Origin of the sequence: Cyanobium sp. ATX 6F1, assembly GCF_024346315.1 — a bacterium.
Classification (GTDB): Bacteria; Cyanobacteriota; Cyanobacteriia; order PCC-6307; family Cyanobiaceae; genus ATX-6F1.
This window is the reverse complement of the sequence record NZ_JAGQCS010000005.1, coordinates 136650-155568: the sequence shown is the minus strand read 5'-3', so window position 1 is coordinate 155568 and position 18919 is coordinate 136650. Positions and strand designations below refer to the sequence as shown.

Sequence of the window (18919 nt, the reverse complement as noted above, 5' to 3'; positions counted from 1 at the left end):
GCAGCTTCCCCCCTGCAGCGACATGAGATCTTGGCTGAAACAACTTATAGAAATAATTGCGAATCTCGCTACACGGAAAAGATCGAGTCTATTGAGGGTGGCTATTGTTATGAAGCCAATCGCTCTCATTATTGGGGGCCGCAGGAGCTTTCCTTGTTTTTTGGCACTAACCTGTATAGACAATCTACGCCTGAGCAGAAGCTGGCGTTGAATCATCTCTATTGGGTCACGCAATACAACCAGACTGCCGCGACGGAAGCCAATGCAGTTCTCTATAATAACGTAACAGAGGGCGTTTTCTCTGCGGTTGGAGGATTTGGAGCACTCTGCAGTGAGCTATCTCTCGAAACAGAGCAAGAGCATCAGCATATTCATGCATTTCATGCCATTGGTTATGCAACCAGAAAGGCCTTGTTTGGCTCTGAGCGGATTGTCCGTCCTCGTCTAAGCAGCTTAAGCGCGACTTCGCGCAGAAACACAAAGAATTCCAGCGCGCCACCCTCTCTTCTCAGCTTGAAGATTCCAGCGCTGAACTGGACAAAGCTTCAAGACGAAGCTTGCCGCCTGATGATCCTTAAGCTTTCAAGCGGAGGAGGGTCTTGCTCCTATTCGGATTTTCTCCGTTCTCAGCAGAGAAGCGGTAAGCCCATACCGGTACAGCGGGCTGGTTTACTTGGCCAGGTTGTTCCTGCTTCGCTGTCGCGAATCATGACCATCAGCTTTGGGGCCTCTCCTTTCTCGGCCTGCTTTTTCTATGCGATTCGCTATCTGGCTAATATTCTTCTAAAGAACTATGAGCATTCTTATTTTCAGTTTCACCGAAGCCTGGAGCGTGCGGGTGACTTCATTCCGGCACCAACGGCTATCTCCTATTACCACATGCTTGACGAGTCATTTCATACAACGACATCACAGCTAATCTCTCAGGACTTGTACAAGGAGTTCCCAAGGCCCACGGCCTACGAGCATCTTATGGCCAATCTGATTTTCTATCGAGGCCAGCAGATGATGTTGGGTGGGCTATCTGCTGTGCTGCCTGGAATCTTCAGAAGTGACAGCACATTCATTCTCCCCCTCTACCAGATCCTAAGGTCTTCTCTGTATGGTCTTCCCCATCAGGAGGCTCTGTACTGGCTTGAGCAGTCTTTGTGTCAGGAGCACGAAGGACATCATGTGAATCTCAAATACCATCAAAAGCTGCACACAACAATGCGCCAGGCCTTCAAACCGATGTCCTATCTCTGGCCCATCAACCGAGAACTGGGTTTGATGGCATCAGGTGCATCCATTGTGAAAAGCCTCAGGGTCAACCGTCAAGCCTTCGAGGCTATGCGTCCCACCTTGGCTCAGCTTGACCAACACTAGAGAAGTGAGATCTCACACCAAGGCAGCGGCGCCGCTGTAGCCCTCCGGAAGCCGAAGATCATGAAGGACGACCTCTGACAGGGAGGCCTTTTTTTGTTCTGGCGAGGTCGCGAAGCCAGTTCCCCGCGCCTTCAGCTCAGCCTCGAGCCGACACCAGTGACGCAGAAAGGCCGGCAGCCTTGCAGGCGGAGGTAACGCCTCTATCTGCTGGCAGACTGCCGACGCCAGGCAGCGGCTGGCGATCTGCTGCCATGGCAGGCTTGGGCGGTGCCACTCCACATCAACCCCAACCGGCCGGGTGGCGTGGACACCCAGCAGCACGAGATCGCCAGAGTGGGCGACATTGAATTCTGGCGGTCTGAGGGGCATTTGTGAGGCGGTGACAGCCGCTAGCCGGGGCTTGCCATGGGGGCCGACCAACAGCTCCAGCCCGGCGGGCTCCACGCCACACAGGGCGCCCAGCAGAAGCCGCAGGGCAGCACGGCCGAGCAGGAACCTGTCGCGATCATCGGGCCGCCGCAACCTCTCGAATCTGGCTTTTTCCTCCGGGGCCAAGAGACGCAGGAGCTCCGGTCGAAGTTCTGCCAAACCGTCCTGACGACGATCGATTAGCCAGAGAGTCGGAGCTGCAGCTGGCGATGGATCGAGCTCACCCCATGGTCTCTCCGGCCACCAGGCCTTGGGGTGAAGGACCACGGTTGCAGGCATTACGAAACCATTCCAATCTTTAGCTCGTGGTCAATCCACAAGATCCAGTGGCGAATTGACCCGGACGTATTCAAGACAGCTAATTTTGTCATACTATTGATTGTGGTGGCTTCAGTTTGAATGGCAGGCATAACTTCTCGAATGAGTTGGAAGCATCGATCTGATTGGGCCCGCTCAATCAGGGACCCTGAGGCCTATGTAAGCGAACAAGCCGCCCTGGGCCAGAGCTGGACGTTGCTGGGCCTCAGTACGGACATCCCCAACGACAACGATTGGATTCGCTGCACCTTGGGCGGAGCATCGGTGTTTGTTCAGCGGTTTGGGGCATCGATCAAGGGCTTCGAGAATGTTTGCCGTCATCGCTTTTACCCGATTCGCACGGCAGCGAAGGGGTCTGGTCTGGTCCGTTGTGCGTTCCACCACTGGATCTACAACCAAGAAGGGGAAGCGGTGGGCATTCCCCAGTGCAAGAAGCTATTTGGTGTTTCCCCGAAGCAGCTGGGCGCAAGGCTTAGGGAGGTTGAGATCGCCACCTGCGGTGTGCTGATCTTCGGTAGGTTTCCTCTCCAGAATTTGACGAGATCCGAGCCTGACACCAAAGCAGATTCCCCACTCTCCAACCACAATAAAAGTCTTGAGGAGTATCTCGGCGAAGCCTGGCCAATTCTGCAGACGTTCTGTCGACCTGGCATTCGGCCGGCTTTCGCCTCCAGCGTCGTTAAAGCGAATTGGAAACTTCTTTATGAAATCACGCTTGAGGAGTACCACGCAGTAGCCGTCCATCCTACTAGTTTCGGGAAGGATGGATACCTTGATCCCAAAGAAGCCTATTATCCAAGATTCGAACCGCATAGTGGATTTTTCCACAATGGAAAGCCTAACGACTTGTCGGTCATGGCCAATAATTGCAAAGACGAAGACTATCGGCCTGATGCCTATAGGGTCCTAAATATTTTCCCAAACTTTTTGGTTAATCACTATCGTGTTCTTTACACATGGTATGTATCAATTACACAGTACATCCCCGTGGCTTTCGATTCCACCGTCGTCCGTAGCTGGTACTACCAGGTGCCATTTCAGGGCCCTAAAGCTTCTTGGTTTCACCTTCTGTTCCGGAGATGGACAGACCTCTGGCTGCCGTTTTTTGTTGGGATTTATTTAAGGCGCATTACCAATGAGGATCACGTGATCTGCGAGGCGATGCAGATGACTGCAGGCTCAATGATCGAGGAGCCTTTGCTCGGGCTTGAGGAGCAGCGCATTGCCTGGTTCAGAGAGGCCTATTGGGATGCTCTGGCTCAGTTGAACGGGCAGGAGAACTCCGACGCTTGAAGCGTGCAGGTACAGACTCAGGTTCAGCGATGAAACTGCTCGGCAGGCCCCTCACGCTCGCTCCATCGGCTCAGCCGCGCCTTGGCTCACCCAAGGGGGCCATCGATCAGTGGCTTGCCGCCATCGGACTTAACAGGATGCTGGCCTGTCCGAGAGGGACACGCTCCTAGGATCCAGCCCCCCTTGCAAGGCATTCGCTTGCCGAGAGCCTTCACTGTTCTGTGGGCAGGTCAGCTGGTGTCCAACTTCGGAACCCAGACGAGCCTGTATGCGCTCGGCCTTTGGTTGTTCCAGCGAGATGGCCAGCTGGCCAGTTTCACGACGGTGGCGATCGTGATCCTGCTAGCCAAGCTGCTGGCGTTGCCCTTGCTGGGTCGAAGGCTGGCCGGTTGGCCCCGGCGCCGCGTCATGGTCCTCGCCAATGGCCTAGGTGGAACCGTCACCTTGCTGCTGGCGCTTGCTCTTTACCGCGAGACGGCTCCCCTCAGCCTGATCCTGGCTCTCCTGTCTGTCGCGGCTGTCGCGGAAGCGACGCTGGTGCTTTGTTTCGCGAGCCTCATCCCGCAGATGGTTCCGATCGAGCAGCTGGGCAGGGCCAACGGCCTGTTCGCCAGCGGTGATGGACTGGTGATGGCAACGGCCCCCCTGCTGGGAGCTGTGTTGGTGGGGATCGGCGGGCTGGCGGGGGCTCTGGCCCTCGACGGTGGCACCTGTCTGGTGGCGCTGGTCTGCGTGGGCCTGGTCCGCTGGCCGAGGGCCGCTCTCGTCCCCCTTCAGCCGCGCCAGACCTGGATGCCTGGTCTGCGGGCCGGTGTGGCCGAGCTCTGGATGGGCGCCCTGACCAGACCATTGCTACTGCTGAGCACCACCGTGTCCTTTGCGATGGCTGCTTGTGAAATCCTTTTCCCCGCCTGGGTGCTCACGGCCAGCGGCGTCACCCGCCTCGGGGTCGCCCTTCTGGTCGGGGCGGCCGGGTTTGTGATGGGTGTCGTTGCTTGGCGGATGGTGCAGCGTCGGCACTGGGCTGCGGCGCTTCTTTCAGCCCTGGCCTTTCAAAGCGTGATCTTGATCGGCGCTGGTCTTGTGGTGTTTGAGCGGATGTCCGTGGTCTGGTTTTTTGGACTTGCCCTTTTTTCCGTGGGCGTTCCGATCAGCGGAGCCGCTCTGCAGTGCCTCTGGCAAGCGGTGATCCCCGTTGAACAGCAGCCCCGCCTGTTCGCGGCGCGCTATGCGATGGAGTGGGGAGCGCGGCTCGTGGCGTTTTCCAGCAGCGCCCTGCTCGTCGATCGCTTTCTCCAGCCGGCGATGACCTGGACGTTCTGGCCGGGCTGGATCCGGGAAACGATGGGATCCTCCGCCGGGAGACCGATGGCGATCGGACTTTGGGCTGTCGGTTGGTTGCTGCTCGTGGTACTTGTCTGGCAGTCGGAACACATCAAGCGACAGGGACGTCAAGCGGCAACACTTTTCTGAGGCGTGTTTGGATTCCTGACGGGGCGGGCATGGTTGGCTGATCAGGCGGCGGGGAATGAACAAAGACCGGTGCTGTTCAGATCGGCCGCGGCCATGTCGATCTGGTCAAGCTGGTCGTCGGTCCCCTTCGGCGCTGAATTCTCTACGGCGCGGAAAAGGATGGGGCTTCGGCTTCATCCTCAAGTGTGATCAGAACGGCCGACAACTTCTTGGCCATCACCGAGCCCGTGGCCCCATTGTTAGAAGCAACTGTTTCTTCCCCGGCCCATGGCGTTGCTGGGGGCCCTTGCTTCAACGGCGCTTCCAGCCAGAAGACCTGGCACCGCTCCCTTCTCCAGGCCTGCCTCTGCTGGAGCAGCGGCTTCCCCGGTGATCTCAACGGGTGGCAGGGCCCCGTGCGAATGCAGGAAGGAGCTCCAGAATGCCCTCCAGGAGTGGGCTGAGCGCCACCCCAGCCTGGTGCTCACTGCCCTGGATTGTCCAGGACCTGCGGCCATGGGGGCCCCTACCGTCGCAGCGAAGATCAGGCTTTCGTTGTGGGGGGCTGACTGGGGGACCCTTTTCGAGGTCGATGTTGAGAGTGTCGTGAAATACTGGCTCGATGGTTAAGGGTCTTTCCGCGCTCCAGTTGGCCTTGCTGGCCCAAAAGGCCCACGACCAGCGTCAATTGCTCCAGGCTGAACCCATCGCCGTCGTGGGTGTGGGTTGCCGTTTCCCCGGTGGTGAAGGCAAGCCGAACCTCGACAGCCCTGAAGCCTTTTGGTCTTTTCTCTGCGAGGGGTGTGACGGGCTCAGTGAGGTGCCCCCCAGCCGTTGGCCGATCGAAGACTTTTTCGATGCCAACCCTGGCCGGCCAGGAAAGATGCATTTCCGCCGAGGGGGCTTCCTGGCGGATGTCGACCAGTTCGATCCCGCCAGTTTCGGCGTCTCCCCCCGGGAGGCCCAGGCGATGGATCCCCAGCAGCGGTTGATCCTCGAGGTGGCCCAGGAGGCCCTGGAATCGGCGGCCATCGCCACCGATCGGTTGAAGGGCACGGCCACGGGGGTGTTCATGGGCATCTGCACCAACGATTACGCCTGGCGCCAACTGCGCAGCGAGGTCGGTGACGAGCGATTCGACCTCTATTTCGCCTCCGGCTCCAGCCTGAGCATGGCGCCAGGCCGGCTCTCCTATCTGCTTGGCCTCACCGGACCCTCCCTGGCGGTCGACACCGCCTGCTCCTCCTCCCTTGTGACGGTGGACCTGGCCTGTCGCTCCCTGCGGGATCGCGGCTCCGACCTGGCCCTTGCCGGCGGCGTCAGCCTGATCCTCTCGCCGGTGAACAGCCTCTGCCTGGCCAAGAGCGGAATGATGGCGGCCGATGGCCGTTGCAAATCCTTCGATGCCGCCGCCGATGGCTACGTGCGCAGTGAGGGCTGTGGCGTGGTGGTGCTGAAGCGGCTGGCCGATGCGATGGCGGCCGGCGATCCGATCTGGGCGGTGTTGCGCGGTAGCGGCGTGAACCAGGACGGTGCCACGGCAGGGCTCACCGTTCCCAGCGGCGAGGCACAGGCCGCCCTGATGCGCCAGACCCTCGCCCTGGCTCAATTGGAGGGGGATCAGATCGACGTGCTGGAGGCCCACGGCACCGGCACCGCCCTGGGCGATCCGATCGAGCTGAAGGCCCTGGCTCCGATCTATGCCAGTCCGGATCGCGATGCTCCGCTGCTGCTGGGCTCGGTGAAAACGAACATCGGCCACCTGGAGGGGGCTTCCGGAATCGCCGGGCTGATCAAGGGGATCCTGATGGTCCAGAAGGGGCTGGTGCCGCCTCACCTGCACCTGCGCCGACCGACACCCCTGATGGACTGGGACCAGTGGGCGCTTCGGCTGCCGGAGGTCCTGGAGCCCTGGCCCCGTCAGGGCGGCCTGCGCCGGGTGGCGGTGAGTTCGTTCGGCTGGAGCGGCACCAACGCCCATGTGATCGTCGAGCAGGCCCCGACGGAGTCGATCCTTGCCCCAGCCGATTCCCCCTCGGCTGACGACTGGTTGCTGCTCTCTGCCTCGACGGAGTCGAGTCTTCACAAGCTGGTGGAGCGTTTCGTGCGCTGTCTGCCCGCTGTGCCCCAGGCGAACTGGCAGGCCGTGTGTGCCACCAGTCGCGAGGGCCGCCGCAGCCTTCGCTGGCGCCTGGCCTTGCGGGCGGCGACACCAATCGCCGCCGCTGCCGCCCTCGGCGATTGGCTGGAAGTAGAAGAAGCTTCAGCGCTGCGCTGGGGGGAAGCTCCTGCCTCCCCTCCTCGCCTGGCCTGGGACCTTTTCGGCCCGTCGTCGCCAGAGGCCAGTGACTGGGTAGGGGACTGGGCGCGCCTCGGCGTGGAACCTGGCGCGGTGGTCTACGGAACCGATTCGGTGGACCTGGCCAAGACGATTGCGGCGTTCCCTTCGCGGCCACGCCTGGTGGAAGCTTCCGCTGCCAGCGAGGAACTCACAGCCCACGGGTACAGCCTGCGTCTTCCACTCGAGGCTCCGGGGATCACCCGGGCTGTTGAACTCTGGCTGGCCGGCTGCCCGATCGATTGGCGTCCGCTCTCGCCCTCGAAGCTCTGGCCCCGTCAGGTGCTCCCCACCGTTCCGTTCGAACGCGGCGCTTTCTGGATCGAGGAGCACGATCGGATCCACGCCAAACAGGCTTTTCACCTCGACCATTGGCGTTGCTGGAGAGCGCTGGAGACGCTCAAACCAGCCTCGAATCCAAGCTCCGCTCCCCTGGCCTTGCTCGGTGGAACGGCCGCCATCGGCTCGAAGCTTGCGGAACGGATCGGGGCCGGGGCCCGTTGGTGTGCCGACCTCGATGACCTCGATGCCTGGCTGGGTGGACCGCTGGCGAACCCGGAGGCCGCCAGCGGCCGGCCTTCGGTCGTGCTGCTGACGGCTCTCAGGCCGCCGGCGGCCGAAGCCCTGGCCGGGCAGCCCTTCTGGCAGGGCTGGCTGCCCCTGCTCCAGGGCCTGCTAGAGCGCAGCGGTCGCCTCGAGGCCGTGCACTGGGCCCTGAGTGGCCAAGACCAGCCAGGCGGTGAGGCCTTGGCGGCCCTCGCCCGCTGCTGGATCCGGGAAGCCGGACCCCAGGGCGGCGCCCTGTTGTGGTGCGATCCCGCCGGCGCCGATCTGCCTGACCTGCTCTCTCGGGCGCCCACCTTGGCCACGCTCGAAGAACGACGGCTTCAGTCTGGTGAGGTCGAACGGGTGTCCCTGGATCCGGCGCCTCCCGAGTTGTTTGTGGCCCCTGGCCCGGCGCTGCGGGCCGCCGCCACCGTGCTGATCAGCGGGGGGCTGGGGGCCTTGGGTCTGGCCACGGCCCGCTGGCTCGTTGGGGCCGGAAGCCGCCAGCTTGTGCTGCTGGCCCGGCGGCCGGCCAATCCGGCCCAGTTGGCCGTGATCGCCGAACTCGAAGCCCTCGGCGCCACCGTGACGGTGGAGAGCGTGGACGTGGCCGATGGCGCTGGCCTCGAAGCCGTCTTCGCCCGTATGGCGGCCAGTGGCCTGCCGCTGCAGGGCATCATTCATGCCGCCGGGGTCCTGGATGACGGCCTCCTGATCAACCAGACACCTGAGCGATGCGCTGCCGTTGCCGCCGCCAAGGTGTTGGGTGCCCAGCACCTCGACCGCTTGAGTCGTGACCTGCCTCTTGATTTTTTCCTCTGCTACTCCTCCGTGGCCGGACTGCTGGGATCGCCGGGGCAGGTCGCCTACGGAGCCGCCAATGGAGCCCTCGATGGTCTGATGGCCCAGCGGCGGGCCCAGGGCTGGCCGGCGATGAGCATCAACTGGGGCCCCTGGGCGGGGGAGGGGATGGCCGCGGGGACGGCCGATTTCCTGCGCAAGATCAAGCCTGAGCAGGCCCTCGCCAGCCTGGAGCGCTGGATGGGCAGCAGCGAGGCCAGGGCGGTGGTCGTGGAACTGGAAGAGCAGGACCATGATCGCTTTGTGCCCCGGTTCAAGGCATTGACCCAGGAGCTCACCGTGATCAGGGAGCTGGAGGGGATCGATGGTGGGGTCAAGGCCGAAGCCGCCATGCTGAGCTGCCTGGCCGATGTGCTCGCCGAGCTGGGCGGCTATGACCGGGCCGATCTTCAGGCCGGCACCGACCTCCAGGTGCTCGGCATGGATTCGATGATGGCTGTGGAGTTGGCCACGGCGGTCCAGGCCGGCCTGGGGGTGAGCCTGGGACTCGGAGCGATGGCGGGGGATCCCTCTCTGGGGAGCCTGGCCAGCCACCTGCTCCTGCTGATCGAAGGGGCCAGCCCATCCGTGACGGCTGTCGGTGCGGAGACCGACCTGGCCGTAGAAGCTGTTTTGCCGGCTGACTGGCACTGGCCCTTCAACACCCCTGGGCCTGACCCGGACGGCCCACTACAAGACGCCCCACGGCAGGATGGCCCCGGCCGGGCGGTGCTGGTGACCGGGGCCACCGGCTTTCTGGGCGCCCATCTGCTGGCCGACCAGCTGGAGCGCTGGCCCGAACTCCGTCTCCATTGCCTGGCTCGCGCCGATTCCGACCAGGGGGCCTGGGAGCGGGTGCAGGCCAACCTGCGTAGTTACGGCCTCTGGAAGGAGGCCTACGGCGAGCGGATCGTCGGGGTGGCGGGTGACCTTGCCAAGCCCCGCTTCGGCCTGGAGGCCGCCAGCTTCAAGGCCCTGGCCGAACGACTGGACGGCATCCTCCACAACGGAGCCCAGCTCAGCTACACCCTCCCCTACAGCCAACTCCGGGCCGCCAATGTGGGGGGAACTCTGGAGGTCCTGCGCCTGGCGGTGGCTGGCCTACACCCCCTGCCGGTGCAGTTCATCTCCAGCACGGCGGTGGCCGAGGCAGCCGCCTACCGCGATCGGGAGTTCCTTGAATCCGATGACCTCAGCGAATGGCGGGGGATCGTGCTCGGCTACTCCCAGACCAAGTGGGTCAGTGAGCGCCTGGTGTTGGCCGCCGCCGCCCGGGGTCTGCCGGTCACGGTCTATCGTCCGCCCCTGATCGGCGGTCACTCCTTGACGGGAGCCTGGAACGCCGACGATTACATCCACCGCCTGGTGCGGGGTTGCCTGGAGCTGGGCCAGACCCTCGACGTGATGGCGGAGCTGGATCTGGTGCCGGTCGACTATGTGAGTGCCGCCGTCGGCGTCCTGGCCTGGAAGTCCGAGCATGCCGGTCGGGTCTTCCACCTGAACCACCCCAGGCCCGTGCTCTGGAGCGACCTGCTGGCGGGATTCCGTGATCAGAGCCCCCAGCCCGTTCCGCTTCAGGACTGGCTTGAGGCGTTGTCGCAACAACCCAGCAATCCGCTTTACCCCCTCCTCCCCTTCTTCTCGCAGCGCTGGGGGAGTGAACAACTCACCTATTCCCAGTTGATGACGCCCGGCTTGCGATCCAGGCCCAGTTGCGATCAAACCGAGGCCGTGCTGCGCTCGCTCGGCGTGGTCTGCCCGAGCCGCGAGGAGCTGATCGAGCGCTATTCCGGCCTCTTCCTGCGGGCGTTGTCCGGCCGACCTGGATAAAAACTTGAGCCGCCCCGAGCCCCGAGCCGCCTGCCCCCCAGAGCCGATCGCGATCGTTGGGATCGGCTGCCGCCTGCCGGGCGGAGTCGACTCTCCTGCCGATTTCTGGCAATTGCTGATCCAGGGCCGCGATGCGATCCGCGAGGTGCCGCCGGATCGTTGGGATCTGGCGCTCCATTTCGATCCCGATCCACAGCGGCCCCTGCATCAGCACGTGCGGCATGGGGGCTTCATCGAGGGAATCGACCAGTTCGATGCGGCCTTCTTCGGCATCTCACCCCGGGAGGCCATCTGCATGGATCCCCAGCAACGGCTGCTGCTCGAGGTGGCCTGGCGTGCTCTCGAAGATGGGGGTCAGCCGGTGGAGGCTTTGCGCGGCAAGGCGGTGGGAGTGTTCATCGGAATCTCCGCGGCGGATTACAGAAATCTGCTCTGGAGTTCCACCGAGAACTATGCCGTTCCCGATAACGAGCCCTTTGTGCTGCCGGGGAACTCCGGCTCGATCGCAGCGAATCGGCTCTCTTATTTCTTCGACTTCAAGGGTCCAAGCTTCGCCGTGGACACGGCCTGTTCCTCGTCGCTGGTGGCCGTGTATCTGGCCTGCGAGAGCCTGTGGAGGGGCGAGTCGGCTGCGGCCCTGGCGGGTGGCGTCCAGGCCCTGATCAGCCCTGGCAGCCAGATGGGGTTCTGCAAGGCCGGGCTGCTTTCCTCCGATGGCCGCTGCAAGAGTTTTGATGCCAGCGCCGATGGCTACGTGCGTTCCGAAGGGGCTGGAGCGGTGCTGCTCAAGCCTCTTTCGGCTGCCCTGGCCAATGGTGATGCGATCTATGCGCTGATTCACGGCACGGCGATCAATTCCGATGGCCGCAGCAACGGCATGGTGGCGCCCAATCTGCAGTCCCAGGTGGCCTGTGTCCGCCAGGCCTTCCAGCGCGCCGGCATCGATCCGGCCGCCACCCAGTACGTCGAAGCCCATGGCACGGGAACGCGCCAGGGGGACCCTGTGGAGCTGCAGGCCCTCGGCACCGTGCTCGGGGAAGGCCGGCCCCATGACCAGCCCTGCCGGGTGGGCTCGGTGAAGAGCAACCTCGGCCATGGCGAAACTGCGGCCGGGGTCACCGGCCTGATCAAGGCCGCCCTCTGCGTTCATCACCGCCAGCTTCCCGCCAGCCTCCATTTTCGCAACCCCAATCCCGGCATTGATTTCAGCGGGCTGAAGCTCAGGGTCCAGACCTCCCTGGAGCCGTTCCCGCAAGCGGATCGAGCGGTCGTGGTGGGGGTCAGTTCCTTCGGTTTTGGCGGCACCAATGCCCATGTCGTGCTGGGAGAGCCGCCCGAACCAGCGGCTGGGTTGAGTGCGCAGCCCCAGGCACCGAATCCACTGCCGCTTCAACTGCTCTGCCTCTCGGCCCACTCCGATGCGGCCTTACGGCAGAAAGCGAGCGACCTGGCCGGCTTGGTGCGTGAGCAGCCTGGTCTGTCCCTGGTGGATCTCTGCGCCACGGCCAACCAGAGGCGCAGTCAGCTGGCACGCCGACTGGTCTGCCTGGCCGCGAGTCACGCCGATTTGCAGCAGCAGCTCGATGGCTTCGCCGCGGGCGAGGAGCCCCTTGGGGTCATCTGGGGCCAGGCCTCACGGCGCCCCGGCAAGCTCGCCTTCCTGTTCACCGGCCAGGGATCCCAGACCCTGGGCATGGCTGAAGGGCTGCTGCGTCACCACCCTGTGTTCCAGGAGGCGTTCGAGGCCTGCACCCGCCTGATTGACCCGCTGCTGCCCCAGCCTCTGGCCGGGGTGCTCTACCCAGCTCCTGGCAGGGAAGAGGCCGCCGCCTCTGCCCTCAACCAGACCCGTTACACCCAACCGGCCCTGTTCGCCGTGGGCTATGCCCTCGCCCAGCTCTGGCTGAGCTGGGGCATCCGCCCAGACCTGCTGATGGGTCACAGCGTTGGGGAAGTGGTGGCCGCCCATCTCGCTGGGGTGTTCAGCCTGGAAGATGCCATCCGGCTGGTGGTGGCCCGGGGGCGTCTGATGCAGGAGCTGCCCCCCGGCGGTGGCATGGCGGCCCTGCTGGCCACGGCCGACCAGCTGGAGAGGTTGTTGCGGGAGCATCCCCAGCTCACGGTCGCCGCCAGCAACGGGCCCGCCAACTCCGTGCTCTCCGGTCCACTCAAGGCCTTGGATCGCTTGGAGCGCCAGGCCCAGGCGCAGGGGCTGGCGGTTCACCGCCTTGCGGTGAGCCATGCCTTCCATTCCCCGGCCATGGAACCGATGCTCGAGGCTTTCGAGCAGGAGCTGGCCCAGATTCGCTTCCAGCCCCCCTGTCAGCCTCTGGTGAGCAACCTCACGGGCCGCCTTGCCGGCGAGGAGATCGCCCATCCCTCCTATTGGTGTGATCACCTGATTCGTCCGGTGAAGTTTGCCAGGGGGATGGACTGCCTGGCAGCCCAGGGCGCCCAGACCTTCCTGGAGATCGGAGCCCGCCCCACCCTCACCGGCATGGGGCGCCAGTGTTTACAGGAACCGTCCCTGGCCTGGTGGCCCAGCCTGCGCCCCGGTCACGAGGACGTGCGCGTCATGCTCACCAGCCTGGCCCAGTTGCATCGACAGGGCCACCGGGTCGACTGGATCGGCTTCCACCAGCCTTTCCCCCACCGCTGGGTTGACTTGCCCGGTTACCCGTTCCAGCGCCAGCGGTTCTGGTGGCCCGTGTTCGGGCAGTCGAAGGAACCGGCCAGTCTCTGGCTGGATCAGATCCTGGGGTCCCCCGCTGAGGTGGCAGCTCGCAGCGGTGGCGTCTCGGCTGGATCCGCCCCCTGTCCAAATGACGACGGGCAGCTGAGGCGGCTCGACCTCCCCGGTGGTAGGGAGCAGCGCTTCGAGATCGTGCTCCATGGGGAGCGACAGGCCGACCTGGCCGACCACGCCCTGCGCCGCCAGGCGGTGTTCCCCGCCGCTGGCTTCCTGATCCTCGCCTTGCAGGAGCTCCAGAAGCAGGGGAGACCCCTGGCCATTGAAGGGCTGGAGCTGGAGCGCAGCCTCAAGCTGCACGAGTCCCCGGTGCGCTTGCAGCTGGTGATCGCCGAGGGCCCCGCTTGCCAGGAGCTGGAGTTTCACAGTCTGGAGTGGCCCAAGGCCCACGCTGAGGGGGACGAGAAGCAGCCCCGGTGGAGCTTCCATGGCAGTGGCCGGCTGCCCGGTTCCGGCGATTGGAGCCCAGCCGCGCCCTTCGAGCCCTGCGAATGCCCCTCCACGGCCATGGCGGTTGAGCTGACGGGTTTCTACGCGGCTTTGGAGCGCATCGGACTGGTCTACGGCCCCAGCTTCCGTGGGGTGGTCGGGCTCAGGCAGGACCAAGGCCGGGCCTGGGCCGAACTGGCCCGCCCGCCGGGTGCCAGGGACTGGGCCCTGCTCGATGCCTGTCTCCAGGTGGTGGCGGCCACGATTGATCCGTCCGTGGCGGCCGGCCAGGTCTTCCTTCCCGTCGGCTTTGAGCGCGTTTGGTTGGCCCGGTTGCCGCTGCCGGATCGTTTGCAGGTCCAGGTGCGGCTGGTCGCCCATGACGACGCGGCTTTCGTGGAAGCTGAGCTGCTCCTGCTCGACCCGAGCCTGGCCGGACCGGAGGCTGTGATCGGCTGGATCGGTGGCTTCCGGCTGCGCCGGCTTCCCCGCCAGGCCCTCGATTGGCTGTTCCCCCTGCCGGAGGAGGCACGCTCTGGGGCCGACCATCCAGCGGATTGGCTGTATCAGAGCGTCTGGACGTGCTTGCCGGCGGAGCCCCAGGGGACACCACAGCGAGCGCCGGTTCGCCCGCCCCAGGTCTCCTGGCTGGTGGGTGCCAGCGAGGACCAGGCCGCTCCCTTCCTGGCCTGGGTGGCCCAGGAGGGTGGGGAGGTCGGCCGGCTTGGGCTGGGGGAGCCGGTGCCAGGTCCGGGCCCGGTGCTGTTCTGGCCGAACCTGCCCAGCCATTCTCTGCAGGAGGCGCTCGGGGCTCTGCTGGCCCTTGCCCAGCAACTTGGCAGCGACCCGAAACGCTCCCCCCAGCCCCGCCGGGTGATGCTGGTGCTGGAGGGGGACGGCCCCGCCCAGGGAGCCCTTGGGGCCTTCAGCAGAACCGCTGCCCTCGAGCAGGGGCAGCTGAGCTGGAGCCAGCTCGGGCTGCCGGAGGATCGGGCCGAGGCTCCTGGAGCGAACGACTGGCCACGGCTTTGGGCGCTGCTCGAGCAGGAGGCGTCGATCAGCTGGCAGAACGGCGCCGCTCGGGTTGAGCGCTTGCTTCCCCTTCCGCCTGATCGTTTTCGCTGGGCGATTGGCTCGTTCGGAAGCCTCGAAACCCTGTGGGCGGAGCCCATGCCTGCCCAGGAACCGGCGCCTGGCGAGGTGCTGATCGCCGTGGCGGCCACCGGTCTCAACTTCCGTGATGTGCTCAATGCCCTCGGTCTGCTGCGGACCTACAGCCGTCAGCTGGGGCTCGACGAGGAAGCCCGGGTGCCCTTCGGGGGCGAGTGCGTCGGCCAGGTGGTGGCCTGCGGTGAGGCCGTGCCCCCTGGGTTGATCGGCCAGACGGTGGTGGCGGCCCTGGCGGTGGGCAGCCTGGCCAGCCATGTCTGCTGCCGGGCCGAGCTGGTGGTGCCGTTGCCGGCGGCCATGGACCCGGAGGTGGGCGCCAGTGTGACCACCGCCTTCCTCACCGCCCAGTACGGGCTGGTGGAGCTCGCTGGTCTGCAGCCCGGTGAAACGGTGCTGATCCATGCGGCAGCCGGCGGCGTGGGCCAGGCTGCACTGCAGGTGGCCCGCCAATGCGGAGCCCGCATCCTGGCCACGGCCAGCGCTCCCAAGCAGGAGCAACTTCTGGCCCAGGGAGTGGAAGCGGTGTTCGACTCCCGCAGCCTCGCCTTCGCCGAGCAGGTGCTGGAGCACACCGCTGGCCGCGGCGTCGATGTGGTGCTCAACAGCCTCAAGGGCGACGGGGTGGAGGCCGGCTTCCGCGCCCTGGCGACGGGGGGGCGCTTCATCGAGCTCGGCAAGATCGAGATCTGGAGCCGCCATCAGGCGCTTGAACAGCGCCCCGATGCCCGCTATCTGCCCTTCGATCTGCTGGAGGTGGCGGCGGCGACGCCTGGGCTGGTCCGTGAGCTCCTGGTGCGGTTGATCGAGCAGCTCAGTAATGGCCAGCTCACACCGTTGCCAATCACCGTTTTCCCGAACGAGCGCAGCGTCGAGGCCTTCCGGCTGATGGCCCAGGCCCGCCACACCGGCAAGGTGGTGATCACCCAGCCCCCCAGGCCGTCGGCCTTGAGGGTCCATGGCGAAGGGGCCTACCTGGTCAGTGGTGCCCTGGGGGGCATCGGCCGGCAGTTGCTGCCCTGGCTCGTTGAGCAGGGGGCGAAGGAGTTGGTACTGGTGTCCCGCTCCACAGACGAGCCCCCACCGCCAGCCCGTGCCTTGATGGCGAGCCTGGAGCGCCAGGGGGTGCGACTGCATCGCTTGGCCCTCGATCTGGCGGCGGCGGATGCCGCCGATCGCTTGCGGCTGGGCCTTGGCGCGCTGGAGAGGCCGGTTCGAGGCTTTTTCCATGCAGCTGGCCAACTGGATGACGGCCTGATCGAGCGCCAGACACCGGAGCGCCTGGCGGCGGCACTGGCCGTCAAATACAGCAGTTGGCTGGCCATCGAGGCGGCCCTTGCGGAGCAACCCCTCGACTTCGGCGTGGCCTTCTCCTCGATGGCTGCGCTGTTGGGTTCCCCGGGTCAGAGCGGCTATGGAGCAGCCAATGGGGCTCTCGATGGTGCCTGCCGGGCGGCCCGCAGCCATCGGCTGGCGATCCAGTGGGGGCCATGGGAGGGGGAGGGGATGGCAGCGGCCATGACTGGACGCGATCGCCAGAGGCTCAAGGCGCTGGGCGTGGGCCTGCTGCCAGCGGCGGGCTGCCTGGTGGCGATGGAGAGCCTGCTCGGCAGGGGCAGCTGCGGCAACGTGGCGGTGCTCAACATCAACTGGGAGCGACTGGTGCGCCAGGCTCCCCGGGGTCAGCGGACCTTGCTGGCGAGTCTGCTTGGCGCCGGCGCTGCTGGGGCGTCAGCGGCAGGCGACGCAGGCCCCCCCGCCCTTCTGGCCGTGCTGCAGGCCACCCCGGCGATGGAACGCCAGGCCGTGCTGCGAAGGTTTGTGCAGGAACAATTGGCGAAGGTGCTGGGCCTGGCCGAGGCGGAGCAGATCGATGCGTCCGAACCGCTCTTCAACATGGGGCTCGATTCGCTGATGGCGCTCGAGTTCAATGTGCTGCTGGAGAAAAATCTTGGCGTTTCGCTATCCGAATCGCTGGTCTTCGAGAAACCCACGGTGGATGATCTGGTGGATCACTTCCTTGTGGAGGTGCTATTTCTGACGGAGCCAGAGCCGCAGTCTCCAGACCCTGATCCGTTGGAAACGGTGGCTTCCAACCTCGCCTGGGATCAAAAGCTCGAAGCGGTTGCGGCGATGCCGATTGAGGATCTGGTGCGGCAACTGCGGGGTGATTAGAACGCCAGCAGTAGGCGTCCGCCGAAGCGCACCTGGCGGTTGCCCATCAGCTGGCCCATGTCCAGCAGGCCGGCAGCATTGCTCACGTAGAGATCAATGGCACCGCTGTCGCTGGCCAGCCAGCGCAGGGCGAGGGTGCCGTTGCTGGCGCTGAATTCGGAGCCCACGAGATTGAGTTCGGGGATCAGCTGGAAACTGCGACCCAGCTGCACATTGGCGCTCAGGCCCACACCCCAGGGAGAACTGACGCCACTCCAGGCGATCTTGGGGTTGAGGTTGAGAGCGAGCCACTTGGTCGCCTCCCAGGTGTTGATCGTCTCGAAGAACACATAGCCCTGATAGCTGTCGGGATCAAGGTTGCGGCCCACGGTGATGCGCCCGCCGGAAGAGAATGGCGCGCCGCGCAGCTGGTTGAACACAATCCCCTTGCCACCCCAGCGTTCGTTGTAGCCCCCGTCCGTGGCGTAGGTGCTGCTGAGGTCTGTGGCGGGGCGAATGTTGTTGAACACGCCGCCGCTGTATTGGAGTTGGAAGTCATTGGAGAGGGAATAGCCGGCGAAACCAAACAGATTGCCAAGGCTGTCGGCGTTGGCCCAGAGCTGGAGGGTGCCATCGGGTGGAACTTGAGCGATGTTCACCGTGAGGCCACCGAGGGCGAGGCTGCGCTGGCGGGCACTCATCTCCAGGGCAGTGGAATCAAGGGCGCCGGGGTTGTAGATGAAGCGGCCTGTGAAGCCGAGCTTGTTGTCGCTCGGGAGGGCCAGCAGGGCGGTGGCGGGGGTGGCACCCCAACCGTTGGTGACGGCCGCCTCCAAGGCGATGCGAGGGTTGATGGCGTAGTTCAACCCGGCGGTAAGGATCGGAACGCGCGAAAAACTGAGGTTGGCATCAAAGCTGTTGGTGCCAGGGCCCAGGGGCACGAGCCCCGAGCCAAACAGGGTGAGCTGGGGTGCCAACCGCCAGCTGGCGCCGGCCGCGAGGGTCAGGTTGGTGCCGTAGAAGGTGCCGGCGCCCCCTTTCCCCGCTCCCTGGGTGGGGGGCAGGAAGCTGGCCCCGGGGGTGACGGTGAACTGAAGCGTGCGGGTGGCCTGCCAGCTGATCGGCAGAGCGATTGAGCCCACCAGGTTGCGGGTGAACACCCGACGGCCACTGTTGTTGAAGATGTTGGGGCTGTAGCTGCGGTTGGTTTTGCAGCTGAAGGAATCGCAGCCGCCGCTGCCCACGTTGAATTGCTCCAGCGAGCCTCCCAGGCCCAGCTTCCAGCTCTGGCCTGCGGCCAGTTGCCACTGGAGGGCGGCGCCGAAGGCCTCCATGTAGTTGGCAGGCTGGGTGGAGATGTTGAAGGGTTGGCCCCGGCCGCTGATCAGGGCGTAGAGGGGGTCATCCGCCACTGAATAGAAGGCCGAGAACTGCAACCGATCGGTGACCCCGGCATCGAAACGGGCGTAGTAGTTCTGGTTGCCGGTGCCGCCGGCCTGGCCACCGCCGCCAAAGGGCGCCACCTGGCCGTAGCTGAACTGCCAGCTCTGCTCGGGTAACTGGTTGGCGGTGGGCACCGCCAGACCGAGGCGCAGCAGGGGGAGGTAGTCGCTCGCTGTGATCGGTAAGATCTCCAGGAGGGCGTCGGCTTCGGCCTGGCTGGTGGGAGTCGTGCGGGGAGGAGTCGTTGGACCCCCTGGCTTCGCGACCGGGCCGGAGGCGGTGATGGGTGCCTCGGGGCCTGGAGGCCCAGGTTCCACTGCCATCCATTGGGGCGGTCGACTCGGAACGGAAGCTGTGCCTTCGACGGGTTGCCAGATGGGCCCCTGTCCCTGTCCACTGCTGGCGGCGCTGCTGGGTACCGGTAGGAATTGGGGACTTTGCCTGGGCTTGCCCTGGGAGGGGTCTGCCGAAGGGGCCAGAGGCTGCCAATTGGGCTGGGCCAGGGCCGAACCGGCCAGCAAGGGGGCGACCAAAACCAGGCAGCGGCTCAGGTGAAAAAAATAAGG

General features: G+C 64.9%; 7 protein-coding genes. 5 read left to right on the top strand and 2 right to left on the bottom strand.

All coding sequences use genetic code 11. From position 1 onward, the window contains the following. Positions 1 to 30 precede the first annotated feature (30 nt). Positions 31 to 1365: a hypothetical protein gene (locus KBZ13_RS09305; RefSeq protein WP_255008514.1), complete on the top strand. Its 1335-nt coding sequence runs from the start codon at positions 31 to 33 to the stop codon at positions 1363 to 1365. A 12-nt stretch (positions 1366 to 1377) separates the two neighbouring features. On the opposite strand, the gene KBZ13_RS09300 is transcribed toward KBZ13_RS09305, so the two are convergent. Next, entirely contained in the window at positions 1378 to 1920 is a 543-nt protein-coding gene (locus KBZ13_RS09300) for a 4'-phosphopantetheinyl transferase family protein (RefSeq protein ID WP_255008512.1), read from the bottom strand. Positions 1921 to 2214: 294 nt separating this feature from the next. Between KBZ13_RS09300 and KBZ13_RS09295 the strand changes: the two genes are divergently transcribed. From KBZ13_RS09295 to KBZ13_RS09280, 4 genes are all read left to right on the top strand, one after another. Further along, positions 2215 to 3405: an aromatic ring-hydroxylating oxygenase subunit alpha gene (locus KBZ13_RS09295; RefSeq protein ID WP_255008510.1), complete on the top strand. Its 1191-nt coding sequence runs from the start codon at positions 2215 to 2217 to the stop codon at positions 3403 to 3405. Positions 3406 to 3603: 198 nt separating this feature from the next. Continuing rightward, positions 3604 to 4878 carry an MFS transporter gene (locus KBZ13_RS09290; RefSeq protein ID WP_255008508.1) on the top strand — a complete coding sequence of 425 codons (1275 nt, stop codon included), beginning with the start codon at positions 3604 to 3606 and terminating at the stop codon, positions 4876 to 4878. A 601-nt stretch (positions 4879 to 5479) separates the two neighbouring features. Then, positions 5480 to 10411 carry a thioester reductase domain-containing protein gene (locus KBZ13_RS09285; protein WP_255008506.1) on the top strand — a complete coding sequence of 1644 codons (4932 nt, stop codon included), beginning with the start codon at positions 5480 to 5482 and terminating at the stop codon, positions 10409 to 10411. A gap of 4 nt (positions 10412 to 10415) precedes the next feature. Next, a complete protein-coding gene (locus KBZ13_RS09280; RefSeq protein WP_255008504.1) occupies positions 10416 to 16931 on the top strand; it encodes a type I polyketide synthase in 6516 nt (2171 codons plus the stop codon). On the opposite strand, the gene KBZ13_RS09275 is transcribed toward KBZ13_RS09280, so the two are convergent. Next, complete coding sequence (locus tag KBZ13_RS09275; protein ID WP_255008493.1) at positions 16928 to 18676, bottom strand: hypothetical protein; 1749 nt, start codon at positions 18674 to 18676, stop codon at positions 16928 to 16930. The genes KBZ13_RS09280 and KBZ13_RS09275 overlap by 4 nt on opposite strands. Positions 18677 to 18919 lie beyond the last annotated feature (243 nt).